Annotated in this window: 21 protein-coding genes; 10 read left to right on the plus strand and 11 right to left on the minus strand. The window is 54.1% G+C overall.

What is annotated here, in order from left to right; genetic code table 11:
* The first annotated feature begins 13 nt into the window (after window positions 1–13).
* The 5 genes from ABDW72_RS18315 to ABDW72_RS18335 all read left to right on the plus strand — a co-directional run bounded on the left by ABDW72_RS18315 (window position 14) and on the right by ABDW72_RS18335 (window position 4,897).
* Window positions 14–790: a sulfite exporter TauE/SafE family protein gene (locus ABDW72_RS18315; protein ID WP_347160056.1), complete on the plus strand. Its 777-nt coding sequence runs from the start codon at window positions 14–16 to the stop codon at window positions 788–790.
* A 43-nt stretch (window positions 791–833) separates the two neighbouring features.
* The gene (locus tag ABDW72_RS18320; RefSeq protein WP_347160057.1) at window positions 834–2,021 is read left to right on the plus strand and encodes a molybdopterin molybdotransferase MoeA; all 1,188 of its coding nucleotides are present in this window, start codon (window positions 834–836) and stop codon (window positions 2,019–2,021) included.
* A 209-nt stretch (window positions 2,022–2,230) separates the two neighbouring features.
* Window positions 2,231–3,427 (plus strand): XdhC family protein, encoded by a 1,197-nt coding sequence (locus ABDW72_RS18325; protein WP_347160058.1) that lies wholly within the window; start codon window positions 2,231–2,233, stop codon window positions 3,425–3,427.
* Between the two features lie 195 nt (window positions 3,428–3,622).
* Entirely contained in the window at window positions 3,623–4,222 is a 600-nt protein-coding gene (locus ABDW72_RS18330; RefSeq protein WP_347160059.1) for a nucleotidyltransferase family protein, read from the plus strand.
* A 519-nt stretch (window positions 4,223–4,741) separates the two neighbouring features.
* Window positions 4,742–4,897, plus strand: coding sequence for a hypothetical protein (locus ABDW72_RS18335; protein WP_347160060.1), 156 nt, complete (start codon window positions 4,742–4,744; stop codon window positions 4,895–4,897).
* A gap of 24 nt (window positions 4,898–4,921) precedes the next feature.
* On the opposite strand, the gene ABDW72_RS18340 is transcribed toward ABDW72_RS18335, so the two are convergent.
* Window positions 4,922–7,540, minus strand: a complete 2,619-nt coding sequence (locus ABDW72_RS18340; protein ID WP_347160061.1) for a M1 family metallopeptidase — start codon at window positions 7,538–7,540, stop codon at window positions 4,922–4,924.
* Between the two features lie 210 nt (window positions 7,541–7,750).
* Between ABDW72_RS18340 and yjjX the strand changes: the two genes are divergently transcribed.
* The 5 genes from yjjX to ABDW72_RS18365 are packed head-to-tail and all read left to right on the plus strand — an operon-like array spanning window position 7,751 to window position 12,038.
* On the plus strand, window positions 7,751–8,299 hold the full coding sequence (gene yjjX, locus ABDW72_RS18345; RefSeq protein WP_347160062.1) for an inosine/xanthosine triphosphatase: 549 nt from the start codon (window positions 7,751–7,753) through the stop codon (window positions 8,297–8,299).
* A 44-nt stretch (window positions 8,300–8,343) separates the two neighbouring features.
* Window positions 8,344–9,078 carry a 5-oxoprolinase subunit PxpB gene (gene pxpB / locus ABDW72_RS18350; RefSeq protein WP_347160063.1) on the plus strand — a complete coding sequence of 245 codons (735 nt, stop codon included), beginning with the start codon at window positions 8,344–8,346 and terminating at the stop codon, window positions 9,076–9,078.
* Entirely contained in the window at window positions 9,068–10,075 is a 1,008-nt protein-coding gene (locus ABDW72_RS18355; protein ID WP_347160064.1) for a 5-oxoprolinase subunit C family protein, read from the plus strand. The genes pxpB and ABDW72_RS18355 overlap by 11 nt, the downstream gene beginning before the upstream one ends.
* Before the next feature lie 2 nt (window positions 10,076–10,077).
* Window positions 10,078–10,851: a LamB/YcsF family protein gene (locus ABDW72_RS18360; protein ID WP_347160065.1), complete on the plus strand. Its 774-nt coding sequence runs from the start codon at window positions 10,078–10,080 to the stop codon at window positions 10,849–10,851.
* A complete protein-coding gene (locus tag ABDW72_RS18365; RefSeq protein ID WP_347160066.1) occupies window positions 10,848–12,038 on the plus strand; it encodes an NRAMP family divalent metal transporter in 1,191 nt (396 codons plus the stop codon). The genes ABDW72_RS18360 and ABDW72_RS18365 overlap by 4 nt, the downstream gene beginning before the upstream one ends.
* 51 nt (window positions 12,039–12,089) lie before the next feature.
* Here the strand turns inward: ABDW72_RS18365 and ABDW72_RS18370 are convergent, their stop codons facing one another.
* The 10 genes from ABDW72_RS18370 to ABDW72_RS18415 form a co-directional block, all read right to left on the minus strand.
* Window positions 12,090–12,875: a PhzF family phenazine biosynthesis protein gene (locus tag ABDW72_RS18370; RefSeq protein ID WP_347160067.1), complete on the minus strand. Its 786-nt coding sequence runs from the start codon at window positions 12,873–12,875 to the stop codon at window positions 12,090–12,092.
* Window positions 12,876–12,943: 68 nt separating this feature from the next.
* Window positions 12,944–13,564, minus strand: a complete 621-nt coding sequence (locus tag ABDW72_RS18375; RefSeq protein ID WP_347160068.1) for a TlpA family protein disulfide reductase — start codon at window positions 13,562–13,564, stop codon at window positions 12,944–12,946.
* 40 nt (window positions 13,565–13,604) lie between these two features.
* Window positions 13,605–15,017, minus strand: a complete 1,413-nt coding sequence (locus tag ABDW72_RS18380) for an MBL fold metallo-hydrolase (protein ID WP_347160094.1) — start codon at window positions 15,015–15,017, stop codon at window positions 13,605–13,607.
* Between the two features lie 309 nt (window positions 15,018–15,326).
* Complete coding sequence (locus tag ABDW72_RS18385; protein ID WP_347160069.1) at window positions 15,327–17,633, minus strand: glycoside hydrolase family 3 N-terminal domain-containing protein; 2,307 nt, start codon at window positions 17,631–17,633, stop codon at window positions 15,327–15,329.
* A 149-nt stretch (window positions 17,634–17,782) separates the two neighbouring features.
* Window positions 17,783–19,180 carry a sialate O-acetylesterase gene (locus ABDW72_RS18390; protein WP_347160070.1) on the minus strand — a complete coding sequence of 466 codons (1,398 nt, stop codon included), beginning with the start codon at window positions 19,178–19,180 and terminating at the stop codon, window positions 17,783–17,785.
* A gap of 89 nt (window positions 19,181–19,269) precedes the next feature.
* Window positions 19,270–20,505 (minus strand): glycoside hydrolase family 27 protein, encoded by a 1,236-nt coding sequence (locus ABDW72_RS18395; RefSeq protein WP_347160071.1) that lies wholly within the window; start codon window positions 20,503–20,505, stop codon window positions 19,270–19,272.
* Between the two features lie 223 nt (window positions 20,506–20,728).
* Complete coding sequence (locus tag ABDW72_RS18400; protein ID WP_347160072.1) at window positions 20,729–21,904, minus strand: glycoside hydrolase family 26 protein; 1,176 nt, start codon at window positions 21,902–21,904, stop codon at window positions 20,729–20,731.
* 81 nt (window positions 21,905–21,985) lie between these two features.
* A complete protein-coding gene (locus ABDW72_RS18405; RefSeq protein ID WP_347160073.1) occupies window positions 21,986–23,221 on the minus strand; it encodes an AGE family epimerase/isomerase in 1,236 nt (411 codons plus the stop codon).
* Window positions 23,218–24,438: a glycoside hydrolase family 130 protein gene (locus tag ABDW72_RS18410; RefSeq protein ID WP_347160074.1), complete on the minus strand. Its 1,221-nt coding sequence runs from the start codon at window positions 24,436–24,438 to the stop codon at window positions 23,218–23,220. The genes ABDW72_RS18405 and ABDW72_RS18410 overlap by 4 nt, the downstream gene beginning before the upstream one ends.
* Before the next feature lie 41 nt (window positions 24,439–24,479).
* Complete coding sequence (locus tag ABDW72_RS18415) at window positions 24,480–26,357, minus strand: sodium:solute symporter family protein (protein WP_347160075.1); 1,878 nt, start codon at window positions 26,355–26,357, stop codon at window positions 24,480–24,482.
* Between the last annotated feature and the right edge of the window lie 28 nt (window positions 26,358–26,385).

A 26,385-nucleotide genomic window follows, 5' to 3' on the forward strand; every position in this document is an offset into this window, starting at 1 on the left:
AAGATGTATGCCTATGAACGGCCATTCTGATATGCTGGTACTGGCTGCCGGCTTTTTTATCATCGCCACTTTATACTCGTCTATCGGTTTTGGCGGCGGCTCCAGCTACCTGGCCATCCTGGCGCTTTTTATACCTGATTTTTTCGAGATAAAGACCGTGGCCCTGCTGTGTAATATAACTGTGGTAGCAGGCAGTACGCTACTGTATATCCGGGAAAATTATTTCAGGCCGAAGAAGTTTCTGCCGCTGGTGGTCTGCAGTATTCCGGCTGCTTTTTTAGGCGCTACCGTTAACCTGAAGCAGAGCGTGTTCTTTATTTTCCTGGGCGCGGCGTTGGTCGTATCAGGCTTGCTACTGATCCTGCAGTACTTCCTGCAGCCCACCGCCACACAGAAGGAGTTCAGTCAGTCGTTAACTTTTAATGGCGCTATAGGGGCAGGGATCGGGTTTTTATCAGGTATGGTAGGTATCGGGGGCGGTATTTTCCTTTCGCCGGTGCTTAACCTGCTCCGCTGGGATAATGCCAAAATCATTGCGGCGCTAGCCAGCTTTTTTATACTTGTAAATTCTGCATCCGGACTGCTGGGGCAGGTATACAGCGGTACGTTCCGAGCTGATCTGCCGCTGCTGGGGGGCTTGGTGCTGGCTGTGTTTGCCGGTGGCCAGTTGGGTGCCCGCTGGACGCTGAATAAGGTAAAACCCGAAGTGATCAAAACGCTTACCGGCTGCCTGGTGTGTTATGTGGGCCTTCGCCTGGTGCTGACCTATAGCTTCGGCATCAGTATTTAAGCTGTTCTCTTTCGGAGAGAGCTTGTCATCAAAAACAACAGACATGATTTCGGTAGAAGAAGCCTTAGCGTTCGTTCTGGCGCAGAAGCAGGATTTTGGTACGGAGCAGGTGCCGCTGTTGCAGGCAACCGGGCGGGTGCTGGCGCAGCAGGTAAAAGCCGACCGCGACCTACCTCCTTTCGACCGCGTGATGATGGACGGCATCGCCTTTCTTTTCAGCGCGTTTGAAGCAGGGCAAAGAACGTTCCGGATAGCGGGCATACAGCCGGCCGGCGCCCCACAGCTGCAGCTGCAGGACCAGCAGGCGTGCCTGGAAGTGATGACAGGCGCAATGCTGCCGCAGGGCGCGGATGTGGTCGCGCCGTATGAGGCCTGCACCCTGACCGAAGGCGAAGCAACAGTAAACCTGGCAACATTACAGCGCTACCAGCATGTGCACCGGCAGGCAATCGACAGTAGCGCCGGCGATGTGCTGCTGCAGCCGGGAGAGCGGATAACACCGGCCCATGTAAGTATACTGGCCTCTGTTGGTTTAGCGCAAGTACAGGTACGGCGCCTGCCCAAGGTAGCGGTGTTCTCTACAGGCGATGAACTGGTGGAGGTAACGCAGCAGCCGGAGCCGCACCAGATCCGCAAATCCAATGTATACATGCTGGCCGCCGCACTTCTGGCTGACGGCCTATCCGCTGACCTGTTTCACCTGCCCGACGAGCCTGATGCTATGGCAGAACAGGTAACGGCAGCGCTGGCTACCTATGATGTGCTGCTGTTTTCGGGCGCTGTTTCCAAGGGCAAGTATGATTTTCTGCCGGAGGTGCTGGCGCAGGCAGGCATGCGGCAGGTATTTCACAAAGTAGCGCAGAAACCGGGCAAGCCTTTTCTGTTCGGCACTTTTCCGGCGGGAGCGCTGGCCTTTGGCTTCCCTGGCAATCCGGTTTCCTCTTTTGTGTGCTTCCATATTTTCTTCCGTCCGTGGCTTTACGCATCGTTGGGCCTCCGCCCCGATACACGGCTGGTCAGGTTGAAGCAGGATGTGGCTTTTGCGCCGGATTTAACCTATCATGTGCCCGTGCAGCTACAGTATGAAGCAAGTTGTGCGGAGGCAACGCCCATTACCGGCTCCGGCTCCGGCGACCTGACCAGCATACTGCATGCCACTGCCATCATGACCTTACCGCCTGACAGAAAGCAATATACGGCTGGGGAGTGCTTTCCGGCTACCCTGCTGTAAAGGCCATGATCATAAGCATCCATCCGTTTGCCGGTCACGTATAGAAATGCCGAACTAACGGGAGCGGTACCCGCCTGCTTTATACTTGTATAACAGGCGGAAGCGTAGGATGTGGTGCCTGCAAGTATAAATAGCAGTTGCTTTGCTAAGACGGGCTCATCAGAAAAGCTCCTGACGAACCAGGCATTTGTGGCAAGTATAAAGTTGATATGAAAGAGATACAGGATATTGTCAGGGCGTATGAAGTGGTGCGGCAGGAGGGAGGGAAAGCGGCCCTGGCAACGGTGGTGCACGTGCAGGGCTCGTCGTACCGGCGGCCGGGTGCGCGCATGCTGGTGACAGAAGACGGGCAGCTGACCGGTGCCATCAGCGGCGGCTGCCTGGAGGGCGATGCCCTGCGCAAAGCACGCTTGGTGATACTGAAGCAGCAGCCTATGCTGGTGACCTATGATACTACAGATGAAGACGATACAACACTGGGCGTGGGGCTGGGCTGCAACGGCATCATCCGCATTCTGATAGAACCGCTTGACCCGGAGAACGAAACGAACCCAGTGCGGCTGTTGGAGCACTTCTTAAGCAAGCGGCAAACAGCAGTACTCGTTACCCACTTCTCTTTTGATGATCGGAAATTACCCGAAGCGGGCACCCGCCTGCTGCTCACAGCTGAAGGACTATCCGGCAGTATGCCGCCAGCAAGTGACAGAATGCTACAGGAAAAGCTCAAAACAGCTGCACAGAAGGTGCTGCAAGATGGCGCTTCTGCCATGCAGACGTATGCGGAGGCAGGGGCGGCAACACTGACAGGCTTTTTACAATTTCTGCAGCCTGCTGTGTCGCTGGTGCTGGTGGGCGCGGGCAACGATGCGCTGCCACTGGTGCAGCTGGCGCATGTGCTGGGCTGGCAAGTAACCGTAGTCGATGGCCGGGCAAACTATGCCACAACAGCACGCTTTCCGCTGGCACACCGGGTACTGGTAGCTAAACCCGAGCAAGCACTGCCACAGTTGCAGGTAGACGGACAGACCGTATTCGTGCTGATGACGCACAACTACACCTATGATCTGGCCATGCTGCGCCAGTTGCTGCCTCTTGGGCTGCCCTATATCGGCTCTTTAGGTCCTGAGAAAAAGCTGCAGCGCATGCTGGAAGAACTGCAGGACGCAGAAGGCCCGATCCCGGTGCAGCAACTGCAGAGCGTATACGGCCCAGTCGGGCTGGACATCGGCGCTGAAACAGCCGAGGAGATCGCCTTGTCTATTATCGCCGAAATAAAGGCTGTTCTTGCCGGAAAGGACGGTATTTCTTTACGCCGGAAGTCGGGCGAGATTCACCCGCGGGAAGAAGCGCTGCTTCAGCAGCAGGAAAGCCCGGCCTTGTACAAACTGCGGGGTTGCTCCTTGTAAGGGAGCAGGAGATGGCAGAAGTTCAGGCTGCAGCTTTTTTATACTTTCAACTAGTATAGCCTCCTACTCGTAGCATTATCCTGAAAAAGAATGTACCTTAAAGTATAAAAGCTGATAATTATACTCGCTGCGCAGGTTGGATCATCAGCTTAAAACACAAAAGCAGGTAAACACCAAACATACAGGGATACGCGTATGAAGACAACCGGACTTATACTACTCGCAGCTGGCGCCTCCACCAGGTTAGGAGAACCAAAGCAACTCCTGATGTACGAGGGCGAAAGCCTGTTGCAGCGCGCTATCCGAACGGCCCGGGCGTCTGCCTGCCAGCCGGTGGTGGTAGTGCTGGGCGCCAATGCGGAAGCACTGCTGCCGGATGTTTCCGACTTGCACGTGGTGCAGAATCCGGAATGGGAGGAAGGCATGGCCTCGTCTATCCGTAGTGGTGTGGCTGCGCTGCTGGCCCTTTCGCCCGCAGTCTCAGGTGTGGTGCTGATGGTCTGTGACCAGCCTTTTGCAGACAGTGACCTGCTGGAGAAACTGGTGGCCGAAAAGAATCTGACAGGAAAAGGCATCATTGCCAGCGCGTACAGCAACACCCTTGGTACCCCGGTGCTCTTTACCAGACCCTACTTCCAGACGCTGTTGGCGCTGCGCGGCAAGGAAGGGGCGAAAAAGCTCATACTCACGCACGCCCACGATGTCGCCACAGTGCCTTTCCCGCAGGGCATCATCGATGTGGATACGTCTGAAGATTACGAGTTATTACAGCAACAACAGGAAGACGAAAGATAGCAGCAACCCTGCAAATCGCTGTGTGGTTTCCAACATCTCCCTGCTATTCTTTAGTTGGCTTAAATTGAAGTAATGAATAGAGTCTCATTTTTATTGATAATGATTCTGTTTGCTTCTTGTGGAGATCAAACACAAGAATTGAATAAGGTATACTATGTAGTAAAGGATGGAGAGAATTTTATCAAGAGTAAAAAATATAAAGATGATCCACCCCCACCAACAGACTTAACTTACGGCGAGTATAACATCATATTTGTTGGCAAGAATCAAGTATATCTTCATACAGTTTCCCATAGACATCAATGCGGGTTTGGCATGAGTGAAGCAGACTATATAAAAGTACCTTTCATTGGACTAACACCTGAACAAGTGCAGAAGGTTAATTCAGCAAAAGCTGTTTCCTTTCTTGACTCTAGTTTAAGAGCTAACTGGATGTTATACCAGCCTTACTGGGTAGTGACTCTTTCAAGTTCTACAGACACGATAACGAACCCAACTTTTGACCAGATTAGTAACTACTTGACGAAAGATTTTCAGATCAGGTACAACATCCGAAAGTGGACAAAGGAAGAAAGCTATGCCATCAACTCTAAAAAGAAAGGCAAAACGTACACGCCCTCAGAGTCATTCAAAGAGTTAGGCTTCGATTCAAGCTCAGTGTGCAAGTATGATTAAAACAACATTAGCCACAGCTCTATACTACTGCGCTTCGCTTGCCAACAGCTTTTCTGCCCGGAACAGCTCATCGGCAGCTTGCAGTATTTTAGCTTTCAGCTTGGGGTTGTAGTCCGGGTGCTCCTGCAAAAAGGTGCGTACGGTGCTGGCAGCGGAAGTACTTTGGTAGGCGCCAAGCGTGGTCTGCAGCCAGGAGTAAGGGAAGAAAATATCCCCTGTCAACTGAATATCTTCCAGCAGGTCCAAGCTCTGGCGCAGGTATTTTTCTGAAGTTGCAGTGCGCAGCGGGTGGTGCAAATAGCCCAGCGCACCCAGCACCCACGACTCCTTCTCCCTGTTTTCTTCGTCAGCCAGAGAGGCAAAAAAGGCATCGCGCACCTGCTCATCGCCCGACAAGGCCGGTAGCATAAACTGGAGGCGCTTCTTGCGGTCCGGGTTCTGGATGCGGTTCAGCTGCTTGTTCAGTAGGGCATCGCTTTCCGGGTAATCGCGCACAGCCAGTGCCAGTGCCAGCGAGGTATAATCATCTTCCGAGAGTTTAACCCCATCCGGTGCCACCTGGCTTTGCCATACTTTATACAGGCGCTCTTGTGCCGCCTTGCTCAAAGCGATGCTCTGATACGTTTTGAAAAGCAGCTTTTTGGCATTGGCAGCGGTATTTTGCTGCATGGCGCTCCACAACTCCTGCTCCAGTGCAGGCGCCAGTTGTTCCCGCTGGGCAGTTGTCAGCAGTTTCCAGTATATGTCGCTTAGCTGGCCCGATAGCAGGCGCAGGTTCAGTTCTTCGGGCTCCCGGCTGAGGCCGGTGCGGTACAAGCCCAACAGTTGGCGAGGCTTTACAGCGCGGCCGTTCAGCATGTTCTCATACAGCGTAATGTAAGCCGAAGCCCTTGCTACCGGGTCTTCTAAAGTATAAAGTTTGTCCCTGAGCCGGGCATCTACAGGAAATACGCCATAGCCCTGACCGGTGGAATTGAAAAGTATAAAGTCCGGAACAGGTGCGCCGGTTGCTTCCGCCAGCGCTACTTCCGGTTTGTTCATGTTCACGGTCAGCTCTTTTACATGATCGGGGTACACCAGGGCTACTTCGAACAACTGCGGCCACAAGCGGTCTGATCCATCTTCGCCGTGCTGCGAAAGCGTGAGGGTTCCGATCTTGTTTTGAACGGTCGTCATTTTATAGTCAAATACCGGGCGGCCGGGCTCATTCACCCACACTTGATTCCAGGCCTGCAGATCGGCGGGCGTGTGCGTGTCCAGTATCTGGATCAGATCAGGCCAGGTGGCATTGCCATAGGCATACTTGGCCAGGTACTCGCGCAGCCCCTGCCGGAAAGCGTCTTCGCCCATCAGCCGCTCCAGTTGGCGCATCATTACGGGCGCTTTGTGGTAGATGATGTTGCCATACATGGAGCCGGCGTCCTGCAGGTTATCCAGCTGCTGGCGGATGGGGTTGGCGCCTGATGTGCGGTCTACGGCATAAGCAGCCGGAAAGTGATCGGTCAGAAACTTGAGGTCATAGTTGGAGTCAGGGAGTGACACCTGCGTGATCTTATCAGCCATAAAGTTGGCGAACACCTCCTTCATCCATACATCGTTGAACCACTGCATCGTCACCAGGTCACCGAACCACATGTGGGCTGTTTCGTGCGAGATGAGGTTGGAGCGGCCGATCTTCTGGTCCTGCGTGGCGCCTTCGTCGAGGAACAGCGATGCGGCCCGGTACTGGATCGCACCGACATGTTCCATGCCGCCATACTGGAAATCGGGAATGGCCACAAAATCAAACTTACGGAACGGGTAGGGCAGCTGCGTGTAATCGGCCATAAAAGCCAGCGCATCCGCATGTATCTTAAAGATCGGGTCTATACTTAGCCGGATCTTGGACGTGTCGGTTTCGCGGTGATAAAAGTGCATGGGCCTTCCTTTTACCTGCCGCGCCACCTGCTTAAACTTGCCGGCGGCAAAAGAAAAGAGGTAAGAGCTGATGGTGTCGGAGGTGGCAAAGTGATAAGTTTTGCTCGCTCCGTTTACTACCGAATCCTGCAGCGGCGCATTGGCCAGCGCTTCCCAGTCTTTAGGCAGCGTGAGCGAGAGCCGGAAGGTAGCCTTTAGGTTCGGCTGATCGAACACCGGGAAAACCGTGCGAGCGCGGTCCGGCACCAGCAGCGTATACAGAAAGTCCTCGTTCCGGTTCAGCGACAGATTGCCTGCTATAAATTGTATGGACACCTCATTGCGCCCTTTTTTTAGGTTTTGAGCGGGGATGATAAGGTGCTCCTGCTGGTGCTGAATTGCCACAAGCTTTCCGTTAACGGTTACCTGCTGCAGGTGTGCGGCTTGCTCTTTGAAGTCCAGCTGCAACGGTGCTTGGTTTCGGAGCAGCTCAAAAGTAATGGTTTCAGAAGCCGGAATAGGCGCTTCTTTCTGCGCCGGTATATCGAAGGCTAAAGTATACGCAATGTGCCGCAGCACGTCCTTCCGGTGTTGGGCCAGCGCTTTGGAAACACCTGCCGTAACCGGAACAGCCATCTCGGGAACAGTACTGGCGGTGGGAGTCATTTTTTTAGTACAGGAGACCAGGGATGCTACCGAAAGAGCAAAGATCCCTGTTATAATATAGCGGAAAGATCGTTTTTTCATACAAGCTAAAAGTACGAAGTTATAGGCATACTTTACAACCCTATCTGTATGCTTGCCGCTGCAAAGGCTTGGCTACTTGCCAGATTTTGCTTTTCTTTAGAGAGAGCGAATGCTTCCTGCTGAAACCGATAGGTAGGAGAGCCGCTTAACCAGCTCCAGCAGGTTAGTAAACAGTTCGTCTATGCTGCAGGTTGAGCACTTTAAGAGAATATGAGTAAAAAGATAACAAAGGTCGTGGTGGCCTCCACCAACCCGGTAAAGGTAAAGGCCGCCTTGGGAGGCCTGGCGCAGCTGTTTCCGGAGCAGGATTTCGTGGCAGAGCCGGTTTCAGTGCCCTCCGGCGTGGCCGATCAGCCGATGACGGACGAAGAAACGCTCACAGGCGCTCTGAACCGGGTGAATAATGCCAGGAAGGCATACCCTGAAGCGGATTTCTGGATAGGGATAGAAGGCGGCGTGGCACCGGTAGAAGGGGAGCTGACGGCTTTTGCCTGGATAGTGGTATGCAGCGGCAACAGGTGGGGCAAAGCCCGGTCCGGCACCTTCTTTCTGCCGCCTGCCGTAACCAAGTTGGTGCAGGAGGGCGTAGAACTAGGGCTGGCCAACGACAGGATCTTCAGCCGCCATAACTCGAAGCAGCAGGGAGGCGCCATTGGGATCTTGACACATAATGCCCTGGACCGGAGCCAGCTATACGAGCAGGCGGTGATACTGGCGCTGGTGCCTTTCCGGAACCAGGAACTGTACGCCGCTACGTAGCACAGGCCGGAGAGGCATGCCACTAAAACAGAAAGGATCCGCTTATGAAGCAAAAGGACTTACATGCCATGCAGTTATACCCCATGGGCGATGCGGCCGTGGTTGTTCAGTTTGGCGACAGCATTTCGGAGGCTACCCATGCGCTAATTCAGAATTTTGCAGCTTACCTGCAGCAGCATCCGTTCCGGGGCCTGGTAGAGTTTGTCCCGGCTTATACTACGGTTACGATTTATTATGATCCCTGGCTGCTCAGCGAACAGGGCAAGTATAACCCCTATACCAAGGTGGTGGATGTGATTGAGCAGACCTTGCCGCAGGTGAACCAGCGCAAAGCAGCACCTAATGCCCGCGTGGTGGAGATACCCGTTTGCTACGGCGGCACTTGCGGTCCTGATCTGGCTTTTGTAGCCCGGTTGCACAAACTGTCGCAGCAGGAAGTAATTCAGTTGCATACCAGTGCAGCTTATAAAGTGTACATGCTGGGGTTTTCACCCGGATTTCCCTACTTAGGCGGCATGCAGGAGAAACTGGCTACCCCGCGCAAAGAAACTCCCAGCCCCCGCATACCCGCCGGCACAGTGGGTATAGCCGGTAACCAAACCGGCATTTATCCTTCCGAAACTCCCGGTGGCTGGCAACTGATCGGCCGCACGCCGCTCCTGCTGTTTGACGCATACCGCGAAGCACCCAGCCTGCTGCAGGCGGGCGACGAAGTGCGGTTTTACGCCATCACCAAAAAAGAATTTGAGAAGCGAAAGGAGTTGGTACATGCCGCTTAAGATCGAGAGTGCCGGACTGCTGACGACTATTCAGGATACAGGCCGCTATGGCTTTCAGAAAGAAGGGATGGTGGTGAGTGGAGCGATGGACCGGTATGCCCTGCGGATAGCCAATCTGCTGGTTGGCAACCCAGAATCTGCTGCCGTGCTGGAAGCAACCCTGGTGGGCCCAAAGATCAGGTTTGAGGAGGCGATGCTCATTGCCATTACCGGGGCCGATCTCTCTGCAACGGTAGATGGCAAACCGGTTGCCCCTTGGCGCCCTGCCTATGTAGCAGCGGGCAGCCTGCTGGCATTCGGAGCGCCCGTACAGGGGAGCCGGGCCTATGTGGCGGTGTCAGGCAGCTTTGCTGTTCCGCCGGTGATGGGCAGCCGTGCTACTTACCTACTTGGCAGCATTGGCGGCTTGCAGGGCAGAGCGCTGCAAACAGGTGATCAGCTTTTGTGCGGCCCAACGCAGCCCCAGGTAGTGCCGCTGCTGCAAGCGCTGGCAGCGGCAGCAGGGCAGCAACCGCTGCTACAGGTAAACTGGACCCTTGCGCCGCAGCCTTACCTGCCGTCAGCTGAGCGCACGACTATCCGGGTGGTAAAAGGGCCGGAATACGACTTGTTTCCGGACCAAATTCAAAGTAGTTTCTGGCAGGAGCGGTACAGTGTTTCGGCACAATCCGACCGCATGGGTTATCGGCTGCAAGGCACCCTGCTGCTGCTGCGCGAACCCATGGAACTGCTCTCCACGGCTGTCACATTCGGTACTATCCAGGTGCCGCCGGATGGCCGGCCGATCGTACTGATGGCCGATCACCAGACCACGGGCGGCTACCCACGTATTGCCCAGGTAATCACTGCCGACCTGCCGCGGCTGGCGCAAGTGGGCCCGGAAAAAGAGATTCGCTTTGAAAATATCTCTTTGGAGGGAGCCCAACTCCTATACATTAAGCAGGAAAAAGACATTCAGCACTTCAAAACTGCCATACAATTTAAATTCTCCAGCTAAGCATGCACTATACCCTTGACCTGAACTGTGATTTAGGCGAAAGCTTTGGCTCCTACCAACTGGGCAACGACGACGCAATACTTCCATTTGTTACATCGGCCAACATAGCCTGCGGCTTTCATGCAGGCGATCCGGCCGTAATGCGCAGGACCGTTGCCCTAGCCCTGGCACATCAGGTAGCCATCGGCGCCCATCCCGGCTTGCCCGATCTGGCAGGCTTTGGCCGCCGCAATATGGCCGTATCGCCACAGGAGGTGCATGACATGGTTGTCTACCAGATCGGTGCCTTATCAGGTTTTATAAAAGCAGCCGGAGGAACGCTGCACCACGTAAAGCCCCACGGCGCCCTGTATAATATGGCCGCTGTAGATGCGGCCTTAGCGAAAGCGATTGCCGAAGCCACGTATAAAGTATGCCCGGAGGCGGTATTGTATGGCCTGGCGGGCAGCGAGCTGGTGAAGGCAGGCCAACAGGTAGGGCTGCGCGTAGCCAGTGAAGTATTCGCCGACCGTACTTACCAGCAGGATGGCACGTTGACGCCCCGCAACCAGCCCAATGCCCTGATCATAGAACAGCAGGAGGCCGTGCAGCAGGTGGTGCGCATGGTAAAGGAAGGAACGGTATTGTCGCAGCAGGGAACGGAAGTGCCACTGGCCGCCGACACGGTATGCCTGCATGGTGACGGGCCGCATGCCTTGGAATTTGCCCGCCATATCCGGCAGGTGCTGCAGCAGGAAGGTATTGATGTGCAGCCTACCAATGGCCGCCACGCATGAAGCCGCTCCGCAACAGGCGTGTTTTGCTGGGAGCCGCTTTCCTAATGGCTACCTCCGCCGTGGGGCCCGGCTTCCTGACACAAACAACGGTGTTTACCCAAACGCTGGGAGCAAGCTTCGGCTTTGTTATTCTGCTTTCTGTTATACTGGATATAGGTGTGCAGCTCAATGTATGGCGCGTGATTGCCGTATCGGGCAAGCGGGCGCAGGATATTGCCAACGCCGTGCTGCCGGGGCTGGGGCTGTTCATTGCCGTGCTGATCGTGCTGGGAGGGCTGGCCTTCAACATCGGCAACATTGGCGGCGCGGGTTTAGGGTGTAATGTGCTCTTTGGCATCAGCCCGGAGCTTGGGGCTATACTTGCTGCCCTGGTTGCCATTGCAATTTTTCTGGTAAAAGAAGCCGGTAAAATGATGGACCGGTTCACACAATTGATGGGCTTACTGATGCTCCTGCTGATCGTGTATGTGGCGGTTACCTCGTCGCCTCCGGTGGGCGAGGCTCTGGCAAAAACAGTTGCACCTGATAAGCTGGACCTGATGGCTATTATTACGCTGGTAGGAGGCACAGTGGGCGGCTATATTACTTTTGCCGGAGGCCACCGGCTGCTGGACGCAGGAGTAAAGGGCCAGGAGGCGCTACCACAGGTAACCACCAGCGCGCTGTCGGGGGTAACGGTTGCCTCGGCTATTCGCATTTTCCTGTTTTTGGCTGCGCTGGGCGTTATAAGTCAGGGGCTCACGCTGGACAAAGCCAACCCGCCGGCTTCTGTCTTTCAACTGGCTGCGGGCACGGTCGGCTACAAGATCTTTGGTGTTGTGATGCTGTCTGCTGCCATCACCTCTGTGGTTGGGGCAGCTTATACTTCTGTGTCCTTTATTAAATCTTTTCATCCGACCATAGCCAGGCAGGAGAACTGGGTGATTATCGGTTTTATACTTGTATCGACGGTACTCTTTATAACCATTGGCAAGCCGGTGCGGCTCCTGATCCTGGCGGGAGCACTCAACGGCCTGATCCTGCCGGTGACACTCGGTACCATTCTTTTGGCTGCTTACAACAGCAAAGTAGTGGGCAATTACCGGCACCCGCTGTGGCTCACCTTATTTGGCGTACTGGTGGTGCTCATCATGGCCTGGCTCGGCGGGTATACCCTCCTGCAGCAGGTACCTCAGTTGTTTGCCTGAGCCATGTAAATAGCTTTTTAGAGGCGGATAGCGAGGACGTTATACTTGCTGCTACAGGTAAATGTGCCCTTCCAGGTATGTTACGGCCCGGCCGCTGATGTATACCCTGTCACTTGCCAGTTCGCACTGCAGCTCGCCGCCCCGCTGCGAAACTTGCTGTGCCAGAAGTGTATTTTTATTTAGCCGTTCGGCCCAGTAAGGTATAAGCGAGCAGTGGGCGGAGCCAGTCACAGGATCTTCGAAAATGCCGGCCTGCGGTGTAAAAAACCGCGAGACAAAATCGACTTCTTTGCCCGGTGCCGTCACCACAATACCACCCGGATCAAGGTTGATGGTGTTGAGCAGGTTTACGTCGGGGGAGAGCTGTAGGATATCTTCTTCTGTTTCATACACCAGCACGTAGTCCCTTGCTTTGAGCACCTGTGTCGGAGCTTTACCCATACTTTGGCGGATCACTTCCGGCAATTCAGCCGCAACGGGTTTGCGGGCCGGGAAATCCAGCGTCAGCAGTTCACCTGTTTTCGTAACTGTAAGCGGACCGCTCTGGCTGTGGAATAAAACCTGACGCTGTGTATAGCTCAGGTGGTTGAACAGCACATGGGCTGTTGCCAGTGTGGCGTGGCCGCAAAGGTCAATCTCATATTCAGGCGTAAACCAGCGTAACCGGAAATGATCATCCTCCGGCACAAAGAAAGCTGTTTCAGAAAGGTTGTTCTCGATGGCGATCTGTTGCATTTCCTCCTTCCGCAGCCATTTCTGCAGCGGACAAACAGCTGCCGGGTTGCCGCCGAATACATGGCTGGTAAAAGCGTCAATCTGGTAGATGGGTATTTTCATAACTACTGGATGAATTTGCGAAGAATCAAGTATGTAACAGCAGGCTTATTGAAAAGCTTTTCTTTTACCTACTGCTTAACCATACCTTGCAGGAATGCCCGTACTTCTTCGGTGTCGTATTCGGCCATTCCTTCCTGGTAATGCACAATTTTGCCTTCCGGCGAAATAATGAACGTGGCGGGAATGGAGGACGTATGAAGCTCTTCCGGCATTGCGCTGGCCGGCAGGTATACCGGAAATGTAAAGCCTTTCCGCTCGATAAACTTCGGCACCCGGTCAGCCGTTCCTTCCGCCGCATCCATCGATAGCATCACAAAGGCAATCTTGTCAGAGCCTACCTTGTCGTAAAGGCTTTGGATATTCGGCATCTCAGCCACGCAAGGTGGGCACCAGGTCGCCCACATGTTCAGGAAGATCACCTTGCCACGGAGACTCTTAAAGTCTACGATCTTGCCGGAGGAGAGGCTTTTGAGTTTCAGCCCTTTGCCAGCCATAGTGGTCGTGCCGGATGCTTCAGCTGTTGCGGCAGACACCGGCATCTCTGCATTCCGCAGGCCGCTGGCCAGTAGCAGCCGCTGTACCTGCCCAATGGCCTCGGTGTGCAAGCCGGTTAAGTATAAAAAGCCAAAAACAACAAGTATAACAGCCCATCCGGGAATCTGCCGAAAATAGAAGTTAAGTTTGTTCATGCTGATGCTTTGAGGTGAAACGGTGCTGTTCCGGGTTTAGCTACAAGGAGGAAGGACAAGTATAAGTAGTTTTCGGGAGCGACGTGGCAGCGATGGCCTGAAAGCCGCCTGCAATATTTACAAGCTTGTCGTAGCCGCGCGCCTTCAGGATTGAGGCCGCGATCATAGAGCGGTAGCCGCCGGCACAGTGTAGGTATAGTGTTTCGTTCTGAGGTAGCGCATGCAGGTGCTCGTTCAGGTAATCCAATGGTGCGTTTTGCGCACCTACCAGGTGTTCTGCCTCGTATTCACCGGGCTTGCGCACATCCACAATATGCAGGTTGCTGTTGGGTGTAAAGCGGCGGGCAAGCTCTTCCGCAGTGATAGACGAGATAGTGTCCGTTTCTTTTCCTGCGGCCTGCCAGCTGGCAAAGCCACCTTCCAGGTAGCCAAAGGTATGATCGTAGCCTACGCGGGCCAGCCGTGTCACTACTTCCTCTTCGCGTCCTTCTTCGGCTATAAACAGGATCGGCTGCTGAATATCCGGGATCAGAGCACCCACCCAGGGCGCAAAGCTGCCGTCAATACCGATGTTGATGGAATTTGGTATAAAGCCTTTGGCAAATGCCTCTGGCCGCCGGGTATCCAATACCAGGGCTCCTGTTTTATTAGCCGCTGCTTCAAATGCAGCGGGTTTCAGCGCCTGAAGCCCCTGCTGCAGCACAGTGTCGATGCTGGTGGTAGCGCCCTGCTTATTCAGCTGCACATTCAGCGGAAAGTAGCCGGGCGGAGGCAGCAGTCCCGTCGTAACTTCTTTCACAAATTCCGCTTTCGGCATCCCGGCACGAAGCGCATAGTTGGTTTGCTTCTGGTTACCCAGGGTATCGGTTGTTTCCTTGCTCATGTTTTTGCCACAGGCAGAACCGGCGCCATGGGCGGGGTATACCACCACCTCATCGGCCAGCGGCATGATCTTGTTTCGGAGCGAGTCGTAGAGGAAGCCAGCCAGCTGCGCCTCTGTCAGATCGGATTTGGCGGCCAGGTCAGGGCGGCCCACATCGCCAATAAAAAGGGTGTCGCCAGTAAAAATGGCGCAATCTTTTCCTTCTTCATCACGCAGCAGGTAAGTGACGGATTCTAAAGTATGGCCGGGCGTGTGCAGCACTTTCAGAGTCACTTTTCCCAGCTTCAGCACTTCTCCGTCGGCCGCTATGTGTGCAGGAAAGGAGGGCTGCGCATTGGGGCCGAACACGATCTCAGCACCCGTTGCTTGGGCCAGGTCCACGTGCCCCGACACAAAATCAGCATGAAAGTGCGTTTCCAGCACATACTTTATGCGCGCACCGCTCCGTTCCGCTTTGTCGAGGTAAGGCTTTATTTCACGTAAAGGGTCAATGATCGCCGCCTCGCCCTGGCTCTCAATATAGTATGCCCCCTGCGCCAGGCAGCCGGTATAAATCTGTTCTATTTTCATCATAATATCCTTTCAAGTGCGTTTCGGCAAGTGCAGCACGGCCGCTTTTTCTGCTACACAGCACAAATATCAGCATTGTGCCGCTACTTTACTGTGACTTTAGTCACTAAAAGCAGATAGGCAATTTTTAAGTTTCGAAAGCTCCGAGTTATTTATCAGCAATATCGGTATGAGCATAGCTGTTGCTATGCGAAACTTCCCTTTAAGGAAACAGTCCGCTTGCAAAGGTATAGATTTGCCTGAAGCCGGCAATAAACAGGAAGAGCCGGTAATTTACCGGCTCTTCCTGTTATACTTTACACGTGCAGTTTACTCTTTGTAGTTGATCACCACTTTCTGGTCGCCGATCAGCAGGTCGAAAGCACCCGGTTCGGTTACCCATTTGCCTTGCTGGTTTACAAAAGCAAGGTCTTTGGCGTTGATGGAGAATGATACTTCCTTTTCCTCACCTGGGGCCAGCTCCACTTTCGTGAAGGCTCGCAGCCTTTTGGCGCTTGGCGTAATGGAAGCATACTGGTCGTGGCTGTAAAGTTCTACTGCCTTCTTGCCTGCCCGGTTGCCGGTGTTTTTTACCCGTACCGTTACTTTCACAGCATCGTTCGGACCGAAATCAGCTTGGCTTACCTGCAGGTTGGAGAAGGCAAAAGTTGTATAGCTCAGGCCTTCACCGAACGACCATTGCGGGTTATAGCCGGTGTTGCCGTAGGTGTTGGGCACATCTTCGCGGATCTCTTCGCTGAATTTATGGTCGTACAGCACGATGTCGCCGGAGTGGCGCGGATAGGTGAAGGGCAGCACACCATTCGGGTTATACTTGCCGGTCAGCACGTCGGAAATGGCCGGCCCGCCGAAAGTAGCAGGACGGTAAGCCAGCAGCACCGCGTCTACCAGCGGCTCGATGGAAGAGATAACACGCGGACGGCCTTCGAGCAGCACCAGAACCACCGGCTTGCCAGTGGCTTTGGCTGCCCTGGCCAGTGCCAGTTGGTTCTCGTCCAGGTCCAGGTCGTCGATCACGCCGGGGCTTTCGGCATACGATTTCTCGCCCAGGCAAAGAATAATAGCCTGTGCCTGGCTCGCGTCTTTTTTCAGCTGTGCCACATCATAGTTGGCTGGTGCAGCGAAATCAGTCACGGCATGGCTGATCACGTTGTCTTTACCTAATTCGTTCTGCAGGGCTTCCACTACGGTTTTAGCACGCTGCGGGAACAGACTGGCGTCGGTGCCCTGCCAGGTATACGACCAGCTGCCATGCAGCGCCGGCAGGCTATTGGCAGTCGGACCGGCCACTACCACTTTGATGTTCTTCTTCAGTGGCAGTCGTTGGTTGTTGTTCTTCAGCAAGGTAAGGCTTTCCAGCGCTGCCTGGTACGAGATGCTGTCGTAGGCAGGTGTTTGCGCCTGGTTCTTCAGCGAGGCGTCCGGGAAAGGATGCTCCAGCAGGCCAAGTTTCTTTTTCAGCGTCAGGATGCGGCGCACAGATTCGTTGATTCGCTCCTCGGAGATTATGCCTTCTTTTACCAGCTCTACCAGGTAATCATAGAACGAGTAATTGGTGGGAACCATACTCATGTCCAGGCCAGCTTCTACGGCCATACGTACGGCTTCTTTCGGGCTGGAGGCCACGCGCTGCTTGGTATACAGGCGAATCACATCTTCCCAGTCCGACACGGCTACACCTTTAAAGCCCAGCTCACCGCGCAGAATGTCCGTCAGGTAATAGTGGCTGCCGTGTATCGGCACGCCGTTGATTTCGCTTGAGTTGATCATCACCGTCGAAACGCCTGCATCTACCGCCGCCTGGAAAGGAGGCAGGAAATACTCGCGCAACATAGTTTCGGGGATGTAGGCCGGTGTGCGGTCTTTGCCTGTGGCCGGGTAAGAGTAGCCCAGGAAGTGCTTCATGCACGAAGCCACTGTGTGGTCGGTGTTCAGGTTGCCCTGCTCATAGCCTTTTATCACCGAAGTGCCCATGGCCTTCACCAGGTACACATCCTCCCCAAAAGTTTCTTCAAAACGTGGCCACAGCGGCTGCCGGCCAACATCCAATACCGGGTCGAAGTTCCAGGGAATACCGGTGGCCCGGGTGGCAGCAGCTGTCGCCTTTGCCATCTGGTTGGCAAGCTCCGGGTTGCGGGTAGCAGCCATGCCGATGTTGTGAGGATATAAAGTAGCGTTCGCCAGGTAGTTGGCGCCATGAATAGCATCAATGCCGTAGATCACCGGAATACCCAGGCGGGTTTGTTTGGTTGCCACGTTCTGGATGGCGGTCTGGATCTGCTGCCATTGGTCCAGGGTATAGGCGTGGCCTTTTACGTTCAGGATGGAGCCAACGTGCTTGTCCACAATTGCCTCGCGCAGTTTGGTCGGGTCGATAGCAGTTGAAGAGGTGTCCTGCAGGATCAGGTCAATGGTGACCTGCGTCATCTGTCCTACTTTTTCTTCTACCGACATTTTGGCCAGCAGATCTTCTATACTTTGATCGCGGTCGGTTGCGCTGGCTGCCGGCTGTGTGGCCGCAGTAGGTGGGGCGCTGGTTGCCTGCTGCGCCTGTTGCATTACGCCGCAGGAGCCCAGGGCGAGTGCCAGAAACAGCAGGGGAAATTTTTGGTTCATATAATGTATTCAGGTTAGATTAGAGTGAATGAAATTGGTGTTAAATGTAAGTTTTTTTCAGTTATAGTACTTGTAAATTAGCTTATTGAGGGACTCTACCGGTAGATGCTTAATTAGAGTAGTGCGTTTGCAGAGGAGCTTTTAGCTGCTTACTTCACCGGCCAATCGTCTGTGCGGAAGCTGGAGGCAGGAAGTCCTGCTTTGTTCACCAGGTTCGGATTAGCCGTGTTGCTCCAGCCAAAGCGCACCGCAACCGGGTGCTTCACTTGCTTCGATTTTAGCACCACTGTTTCCCCGTCAATTTTGGCCACAGCAGGGTAGAAGGTACGGTCCGGACCTGCTACCTCGAACATTGTCGGTTTACCGCCTTTGCTTGTCAGGCCTTCCGCATAATCAAAGTATACCCGTACTTTGTTGCCTTCTCCTTTGATGTGGTTGTATAACGGCCCCGAGAATGGAATGTCTTTCATTCCATACGTCTTGTTGAGCGCCCAGTAGGCCAGCCGCAGCCCCACATCTTTTTTATTGGTCGGGTGCAGATTCGTCGCATCGCCTACCAGGTCGCTGATAACCGCCATCCCGGTATTCGGCACGCGCAGACTCTGGCGCTGCGCATCGCGGAGCAATACACCCGAATAGCCGGGCTGGTTGTAGGTCCAGGGGCCGATCTGCACAAAATAGAACGGAAAATCGGAGCCCCACTCGCTGCGCCAGTCGCGGATGAGGGCGGGTAGCAACTGGGCATACTCCTGCGAGTTGTCCGTGTTCGACTCGCCTTGGTACCAGAGAACCCCAGCCAGTTTATACGGGATGAGCGGTGCGATCATGGCATTGTAGGCCTTGCCGGGTTTCACAGGACCCCATTCCACTTCGGAGAGTTTGGCAGCGGCCTCAGCAAGCACCGGATCGGCGGCAATGGTATCGGCATTCACCCATACTTCGCCGGGCGTGCCACCCCAACTGCTGTGGATGAGGCCCACCGGCACGTTGAGCTGCTGATGCAGTTTTTTTCCGAAAAAGAAGCCAACGGCGCTAAACTCTATGGCTGTTTCCGGTGTGCACACCACCCATTTTCCTACCACGTCTAACTGCGGATGATCAGCTGTTCTGTTGGCTACGGTAAACAAGCGGATGAAAGGGAAGTTGGCCTGCTCCACCTCTGCCTTGTTATCAATACCAGAGCCAGGCGTTTTCTCCATGTTTGACTGCCCGGAACACAGCCATACTTCTCCGATCAGCACATCTTCGACGGTAAGGGCATTATACCCTTTTACTTTCATGGTATAAGGGCCTCCGGCTGCCGGCGTTTTTAGTTTTACCTGCCACTTAGCCAGGTTGCCGGTTTTTACTTTCACAGGTTGGTTGTTCCAGCTGCCGGTTACCGTTACTTCTTCATTAGGCTTGGCCCAGCCCCATACCGTTACTTCGGCGTTCTGCTGCAGCACCATGTGGTTGCTGAAAACAGCAGGCAATACTACATTGGCTTTTGCCGGTTGCATGGCCAGCAGGAAAAGCATGATCAATGGTAAATATCGGTTCATGTTCATCTGTCTTTTTCTAAATTAACGCAGGAGCGACATGCCCAGCAAATCTCTCCTGAACATCTGCTCCCTTTAAAGGTAGGCATTAACATATTTTACTTTGATTTTGTGAGCAGCAGCATGACTACATCATGCCGGGGCACGGTGGTCTCAAAGGCTTTTTTGGTCGTGCCGATCTCTTTCTTTGTCCAGAGGTTTCGCACTTTGTAAGTATGTTGCGAAGCGTTCAACTCTGCTTTGGACAGTTCGTCAGTTACCGGCGTCTTCTTCCAGTCAAAGCTCACGTTTTGTGGGGTGTTGCTGCGGTTGAGGAAGCACACGGCCCAGTTGCCACCATCCAGCGGCTTCAGCCAGGTTTCTACGCTGTCTTTCTTAGCATACTGAAAGCCCTGCACGCCCAGCTTGTCTTGGTTGATGGCGATCACTTCTTTATTGGTGAGGATGTCTTTCGTTTCCTGGCTCATGTTGCGCAGGTCGTTGCCGGCGATGAGCGGCGCGGCGATCATGCACCACATGCTGAAGTGCGCGCGGTCTTCGTTGGCAGGCATGCCGTTGCCTACTTCCAGCATATCGGGGTCGTTCCAGTGGCCGGGACCGGCATACTGGCGCAGGCCTTCTTGTTTGTCCAATATCTGCATCACACCCCATGATTTCCAGGAGCCGTGGTCTTCAATACAGTCGAAGCAGTTGTAGATGTCGCCGGTGGTGCGCCACAGTTGGCCTACACGCGGGCCCCAAGTCCAAGGTTTGTCGTTGCCCCACTCGCAAATGCTCAGCACAATGGGCCGTCCGGCCTTCTGCAGGGCTGCGCTCATCGTCATGTAAGCGCCTTCAGCTTTCAGGCCTTCGGTGTTGCACCAGTCATACTTCAGGTAGTCGATGCCCCAACTGGCGTACGTCTGGGCATCCTGCATTTCATAGCCGCGGCTGCCCGGCTTGCCGCCGCAGGTCTGCGAGCCGGCATCCGAATAAATGCCGAGCTTCAGGCCTTTGGCGTGTACATAATCGGCCAGCGCCTTCATGCCGTGCGGGAAGCGTTTCGGATCCGGATGAATAAAGCCGAGGCTGTCGCGGTCGCCGTGCCAGCAGTCATCGATGTTAATGTATTCGTAGCCGGCATCCTTCATACCTGTGGCAACCATCGCATCGGCAATTTGGCGGATCATCTGCTCGTCTACGTTGCAGGCAAATTTGTTCCAACTGTTCCAGCCCATGGGCGGTGTTAGGGCCAGGCCTTTATACTTCTCATGGTGCTGCTCATAGTTGTTCCCCTGGCTAAAGGCAGCGCAAGAGCAGGCGAAAGCCATCAACAGAAAGATTACTTTTTTCATATTTGATTTTTGAGGTTGTTTGAGTTCTTAACTTATATTTTTCTCTTATAAGCAGCAGCCTCATTCATAGGCCCTTTGCTGGCGCGAGTTTGCAACTCGTGCCTGGTTGGGCTTAATGAGAAGTATAAATACTTCATCACGTATAAAATCATTGGTATTAATGCACCTGCCGGTGCATGCCACCTATCTCCATCAAGTATAAGCTGAAGCTGATTATACTTTGCTACTTTTTCAGCTTCGTTTTATCTAAGGTATAGATGTTTTGCACGTCGTTTTCCATCAGGATGTAAGGATTCTCGGTGAATTGGATAAAGTCTTGCTCGGCGGGATGGCCTTTGTAGGGTGTCCAGTATTCGTCTTTTCGGTTGGCCCACAGCAGCACGTAGGCCAGTTCTATTTTTTGCTGTTGTAATGCTTTCAGCAGCATCTGCGTGAACCAGTCTGCCTGAGCCACGTTCTTCAGCCCCGTCTCGGTGAGCGCCCCCACCTTGTGGTGCGCCTTGGCAAAATCCGACACAATCTTGAACTTGCTGGCAGCCACAGCGGGATCTTTGCCTTCGTACAAATCGAAGTAATCGTCGGTGCCCACCAGGTCCACGTAGGCGTCGCCGGGATAGCGCTCCAGGTACTCGGTTTCCGTTTTAAAGCGGCAATCGGGCGACCAGGCATAAAGAAAGTTGCGCACGTTCAGGCTGTCGCGGAGGTAAGTGACGGTGAAGCGGTATAGGTCTTTATACTCCTGCGCTGTGCTATGCGGCTTTCCCCACCAGAACCACTCGCCGTCAAACTCATGGAACGGGCGAAAGATGATGGGGATGGCCATGCCGTTACTCACCAGCGTTTTGTTGAAAGCGGCAATTTCCTTTAATGAATTTTTATACTTCTCGTGTGCGCTGCCGCCCGGCAAAATGGCACTTACCGCCTGTGTCGGAGATTTCTCCCAATAAAAACTGCCTTCTGTTACCGGGTTGCTGTAATGCCACGAGAACGTGTTGATGCCGCCGCGCTCGTAGGCGGCGATAGCGTTCTCCCGCGTGGTCCGCTCCGCCTTTTCCACCACGTCAGCGGGCTTAAAACTGGCAATGTCGATAAAGTCCCAGCCGTATACTTCGGGGTAGCGCCCGGTCACCTCTTTGATGTCGCTGCGGTTAGGCTCGTACCACCAGCCATAACCCTGTGTGGTGCTCGCCTGGTGCCCGAAAAGAATATGGTCCTGCGCAATCTTTTTAAGCGAGTAGAACAGCGCGGCCGTTTCTGGTGTCGCCTGCCGGTCTACAAGCAGCGGCAGGATGTTGCCCAGCTTAGGCTGTTTGGCCAGGTTCAGGTCGGCCTGTGTCGTCGGGCGTGTGCCGCAGGCAGCTAGCAGGGGCAGCAGCAGAAATGGGAGCAGTTTTGTCAAGCGTAGCGTCATAATCAGTGGTTCTATAGTATAAAATTAAGCAACAAGTTAGGTGATACAACTTATTTTCTATCCTGCTGGTTACTCTGGATGAAATAGCAGTTCCCCGCATCGCCGCACTACTTCCATACAGGCGCGGGCATTGTGGTAAGGGCATTTCCAGAAGCCAATCTTATCTTCTGCCAGCATCGGGCTATAGTCGTCGTACACGCCCCAGCGCCATTCGCCATTTTCCTGATCCAGCAAATGATCCTGTGCAAAGTGCCAGGCATTCAGCGATGTGCGGAGGTCCTCTTCATCACCTGAAAGCTGGTAGGCGTTCAGGAAACCGACCATCGCTTCGGCGCTCACCCACCACTCGCGGTGTTTGTCGTAGTGGTTTTCATCTTTGTTCAGTTCATGGTATAAGCTGCCATCAGGTTGCAGCCCTTCGCGCGTTGCGTTAGCCATGGCTACGGCCAATGCTTTTGCTTTTTCAAGTATAACTTCGTTGCCCAGCACCTCGGCCGCTTCTAACAACAACCAGGCAGCCTCAATGTCATGGCCATACGATACGAGGTTGGCTGAGGGCTTCCAATCATGGGAGAAGAACAGGTGCAGGTGGCCTGTTCCGGCATCCACAATATGGTTGAAGAACACGACGAGCAACTTTTCGAGTTGCGTAGCCAGGAAAGTATCCGGCCATACACGGTACAGGTTGGCATAGGCTTCGAGCACGTGCAGGTGCGTGTTCATGGTTTTCGGATCGTTGCGGTCCTTTTCGCTCAGGCGCAGGTCCTCCAGCAGTTTTCCCGCCCGGCTAAAGGCCTCCAGGTAGCCGCCCAGTTCCGGGTCGTAGCCGTGCTTTTCAATCCAGCGGAAAAGTGCCTGGCTGGTAACCAGTGCTTCGGTATTACCGGTAGCCCGGTGGTACTCACTCAGTCCGTAAATAGCAAAGGACAAGGCGTAGATCTGTTTTCGCGTATCAAGCGGCTCTCCGGCGGCGGTTACCGACCAGTACACACCGCCATAGGTTTTATCCACGAAATGCGCCAACAGGTAGTCGTAGGCTCTGTCAGCCAGTTGCCGGTATTCCTCCTCCCCGGTGTGCCGGTAAGCGGCAGAAAAAGTCCACAGGATGCGGGCGTTCAGAATGCAGCCTTTTGGCGCCTCCTGCTGCACGGCTCCCTGGTTGTCCAGCTGGCCTATAAAGCCGCCATACGTGTCATCCGGCGCATGCTTTTCCCAAAATGCAAGGATGTTCTGCAACTCTGTGCCGGCTTCCTGCTGGTATTTCCGGAGCTTTTCTATGATTTCTGTTGAGGTAGATAAGATCATTTGGTGCTCACGTTCTCCCGCTCCAGTACATTTTCCTGCGACTTCAAATAGGCCAGGTTCAGGTTGATAATGTCGTTGATTTTATCGACAGAAGCTGCGGAATAGAATTCATCTTCCGGTGTGTGCAGCACGTAATCCAGCAGCCGGTCAACAGAGGAAGTGGCCACATGCATGCGGGTGTCCGACGAGCCGTAGTAAATGAACACCGTGCCATCTTCATCCAAAATCCAGCCATTGCCGAATACCACGTTCGATACGTCGCCAATACGCTCATCGCCTTCCGGCGCCAGGAAATAGCCACCCGGTTTGTGGATCACTTTAAACGGATCCTGCAGATCGGTTAGGAACATGTATAACACGTAGCGCAAACCTGCCGCTGTGTTGCGCACGCCGTGCGCCAGGTGCAGCCAGCCTTTGGCAGTCTTCAGCGGTGTTGGGCCTTGTCCGTTTTTTACTTCGTACACCGTGTGGTACTGCTTGGCATCCAGGATGTACTCTTTCTCGATCACCGCGTTTTCCATACTATCAGCAAAGCCAAAGCCAATGCCACCGCCAGTACCCGCCTCAATAAAACCATCCTGCGGACGGGTATAAAAGGCATACCTGCCATGTATGAACTCGGGGTGCAGCACTACGTTGCGCTGCTGCGGCGAGGGGGTCTGCAGGTCGGGGAGGCGCTCCCAGGTGAGCAGGTCTTTGGTGCGGGCCATGCCGCACTGCGCCACCGCCGAGGATTCATCGCCAATAGCGGCGGCAGGATCTTTGCGCTCGGTGCAGAACAGGCCATAAATCCAGCCATCTTCGTGCTGCGTTAAGCGCATGTCGTACACATTCACATCGGGCTCCGCTGTTTGCGGCATAGTTATCGGGCGCTCCCAGAAAGTGAAATTGTCGATGCCGTTCGGGCTCTCGGCCACTGCAAAAAAAGATTTCCTGTCTGCGCCTTCCACGCGCACCACCAGCAGGTACCTGCCATTTAGCTTGATTGCGCCTGAGTTAAAAGCGGCGTTAATGCCGAAGCGCTCCAGCATGTAAGGGTTGGTGGCCGGGTTCAGGTCATAGCGCCAGAAAAGCGGTGCATGCGCGGCTGTCAGAACAGGGTATGCATAACGCGCTATGACACCATTGCCCAGCGGCTGCTTTTCGTTTTTGCGTGTAATCAGGGCGATGTGTGCTTTCTCCAGCTCGTCCAATCTTTTTATAGCTGCGGTTTCCATTTATAGAAATTGTTTTGATTCGGTTATAACCAGGTATGATGTTAGTGTTGTGAGACCAGCTCTTTTTTGGAAGGAGGCGCGGTAAGCCGGGGTTTGTCTTTCGGCAGTTTATCCCACCAGGTATACTTAAGGATGACGCAGCAGACCAGCAGAATGCCCAGGGTTATGTATAGCTCGGTATGCATGCGGATAACCAGGTAAATGGGCAGGAGCGTTAGGCACATTTGGCCCACCACGCCAATCACGACATTAAACATATCCAACCAGAAATCTTTGTTAACATTGAAAGTCGGATCCTCTGCTTTCACCTGCTCGGCCACTGGTCCCCAGAAGCCCCACGGGCGCACGTTGCGGTAGAAGTGCTTCAGCGTTTCTATGTCGGTAGGCGGCGCAACAAAGGTGCCGATCAGGCTACCTGCCAGTGAGATAGCCAGCAGCAGCGGGAAATAGTATAAATCGAGCCCATCGAAGAAAGCGGGGAAGATCAGCGCAGGTATAATGCCTGCCAGCATGCCCCAGAAAAAGCCGCTGCTGTTAAAGCGCCACCAGTACCATTTCAGCACGTTGGCCGAGATGTAACCGCCATACAGGCCGGCCACGATCCATTGCAGGATGCTGTTTACGTCTTTGGCCATCAGGCTCAGCACCACACTGACCAGCACCACCACCACGCCCGTGAGGTAGTTCATGCGGCTTACCGTCTGGTTCGGAGCATTTGGGTTGATATACTTCAGGTAGATGTCGTTTACGATATAGGCCTGCGCGGCATTCAGCGTACCGGCGAAGGTGCCGATAAAAGCAGCCAGCAAACCAGCCAGTATCAGGCCCATAATGCCCGTGGGGGCAAAGTTGAGGATAGCAGATGGCAGGATCTTCTCAAAATCGATGATGCCATCCGGCGCAGTCAGGTTGAGTTGTTTATAATTGAGCAGGGCCAACACTGCAAAGCCGATGATCATCAGGTAGCGCGTCGGGATAAGCACCAGCGAGACAAAGCCGCTCATCTTGGCTGCATCCTGCGGTGAACGGGCCGACAGGATCTTCTGCATATCATAGTTAGGTGTGGGGCCTGCCACGCTGGCCAGCACGCCTTTAAAGAGCATCAGCGAGAAGAAAATGCCAAACATGGAGTAGCCGTCCTGGTTGATTTTGGCGTTCACCTCATCGATGATGCCGGTCCAGTCCAGGTCGAGGGTAGCGCCGAAAAATGGATTGGTCCAGCCTTGCGGCACGTGCAGGTTGGCAGCCTCCAGGTTGTTCATGGCCAGCACCCCGATGGTGACCGCAGCCACTGTCATAATGGCAAACTGCAGCACATCGGCCCACACAATGCTGGACATGCCACCAAGTATAGAATAGAAAACTGCAAAAGAGGTAAAGATCAGGCCATAGAAGTGCGGCACATATTCTGCCGGGATGGTAAAGGGGATATAGGGCTGCACGTATTGCCACGGAATGAAGATCTCCACGAACTTGCCCAGCCCAATAAAACCGTAAGCCAGGAAACCGAGGCAGCTCAGCAGCGCGAACACCACCACAATGCTGTGGGATTTGTTGGCAGCCCGGCCACGGCCAAAGCGCGTCAGCATCCATTCGGCTCCTGTGGTAACATTGGAGCGGCGCAGCCAGGCGGCCATGAACATCATCAGGAAGATCTGGTTGAAGGACGGCCACAGCCACGGAATCCAGATGCTTTTAAGGCCATACACAAAGGCCAGCATCACCATCCACATGGTGCCCGAAATATCGAACATACCAGAGGCGTTCGACAGGCCCAGTGCATACCAGGGCAGGGTGTTACCGCCGAGCATGTACGCTTCCTTGTTGGCTTTTGCTCGTTTCTGCATCACCAGTCCGATGGCTGCTACAGCCACCAGGTACAGCAGGATAATGCCAATGTCGATGGCGGATAGTTTCATGGAGAGTAGGTTAGCTGTTGAATTAGGG

This window comes from Pontibacter chitinilyticus (assembly GCF_039748935.1).
GTDB lineage: Bacteria > Bacteroidota > Bacteroidia > Cytophagales > Hymenobacteraceae > Pontibacter > Pontibacter chitinilyticus.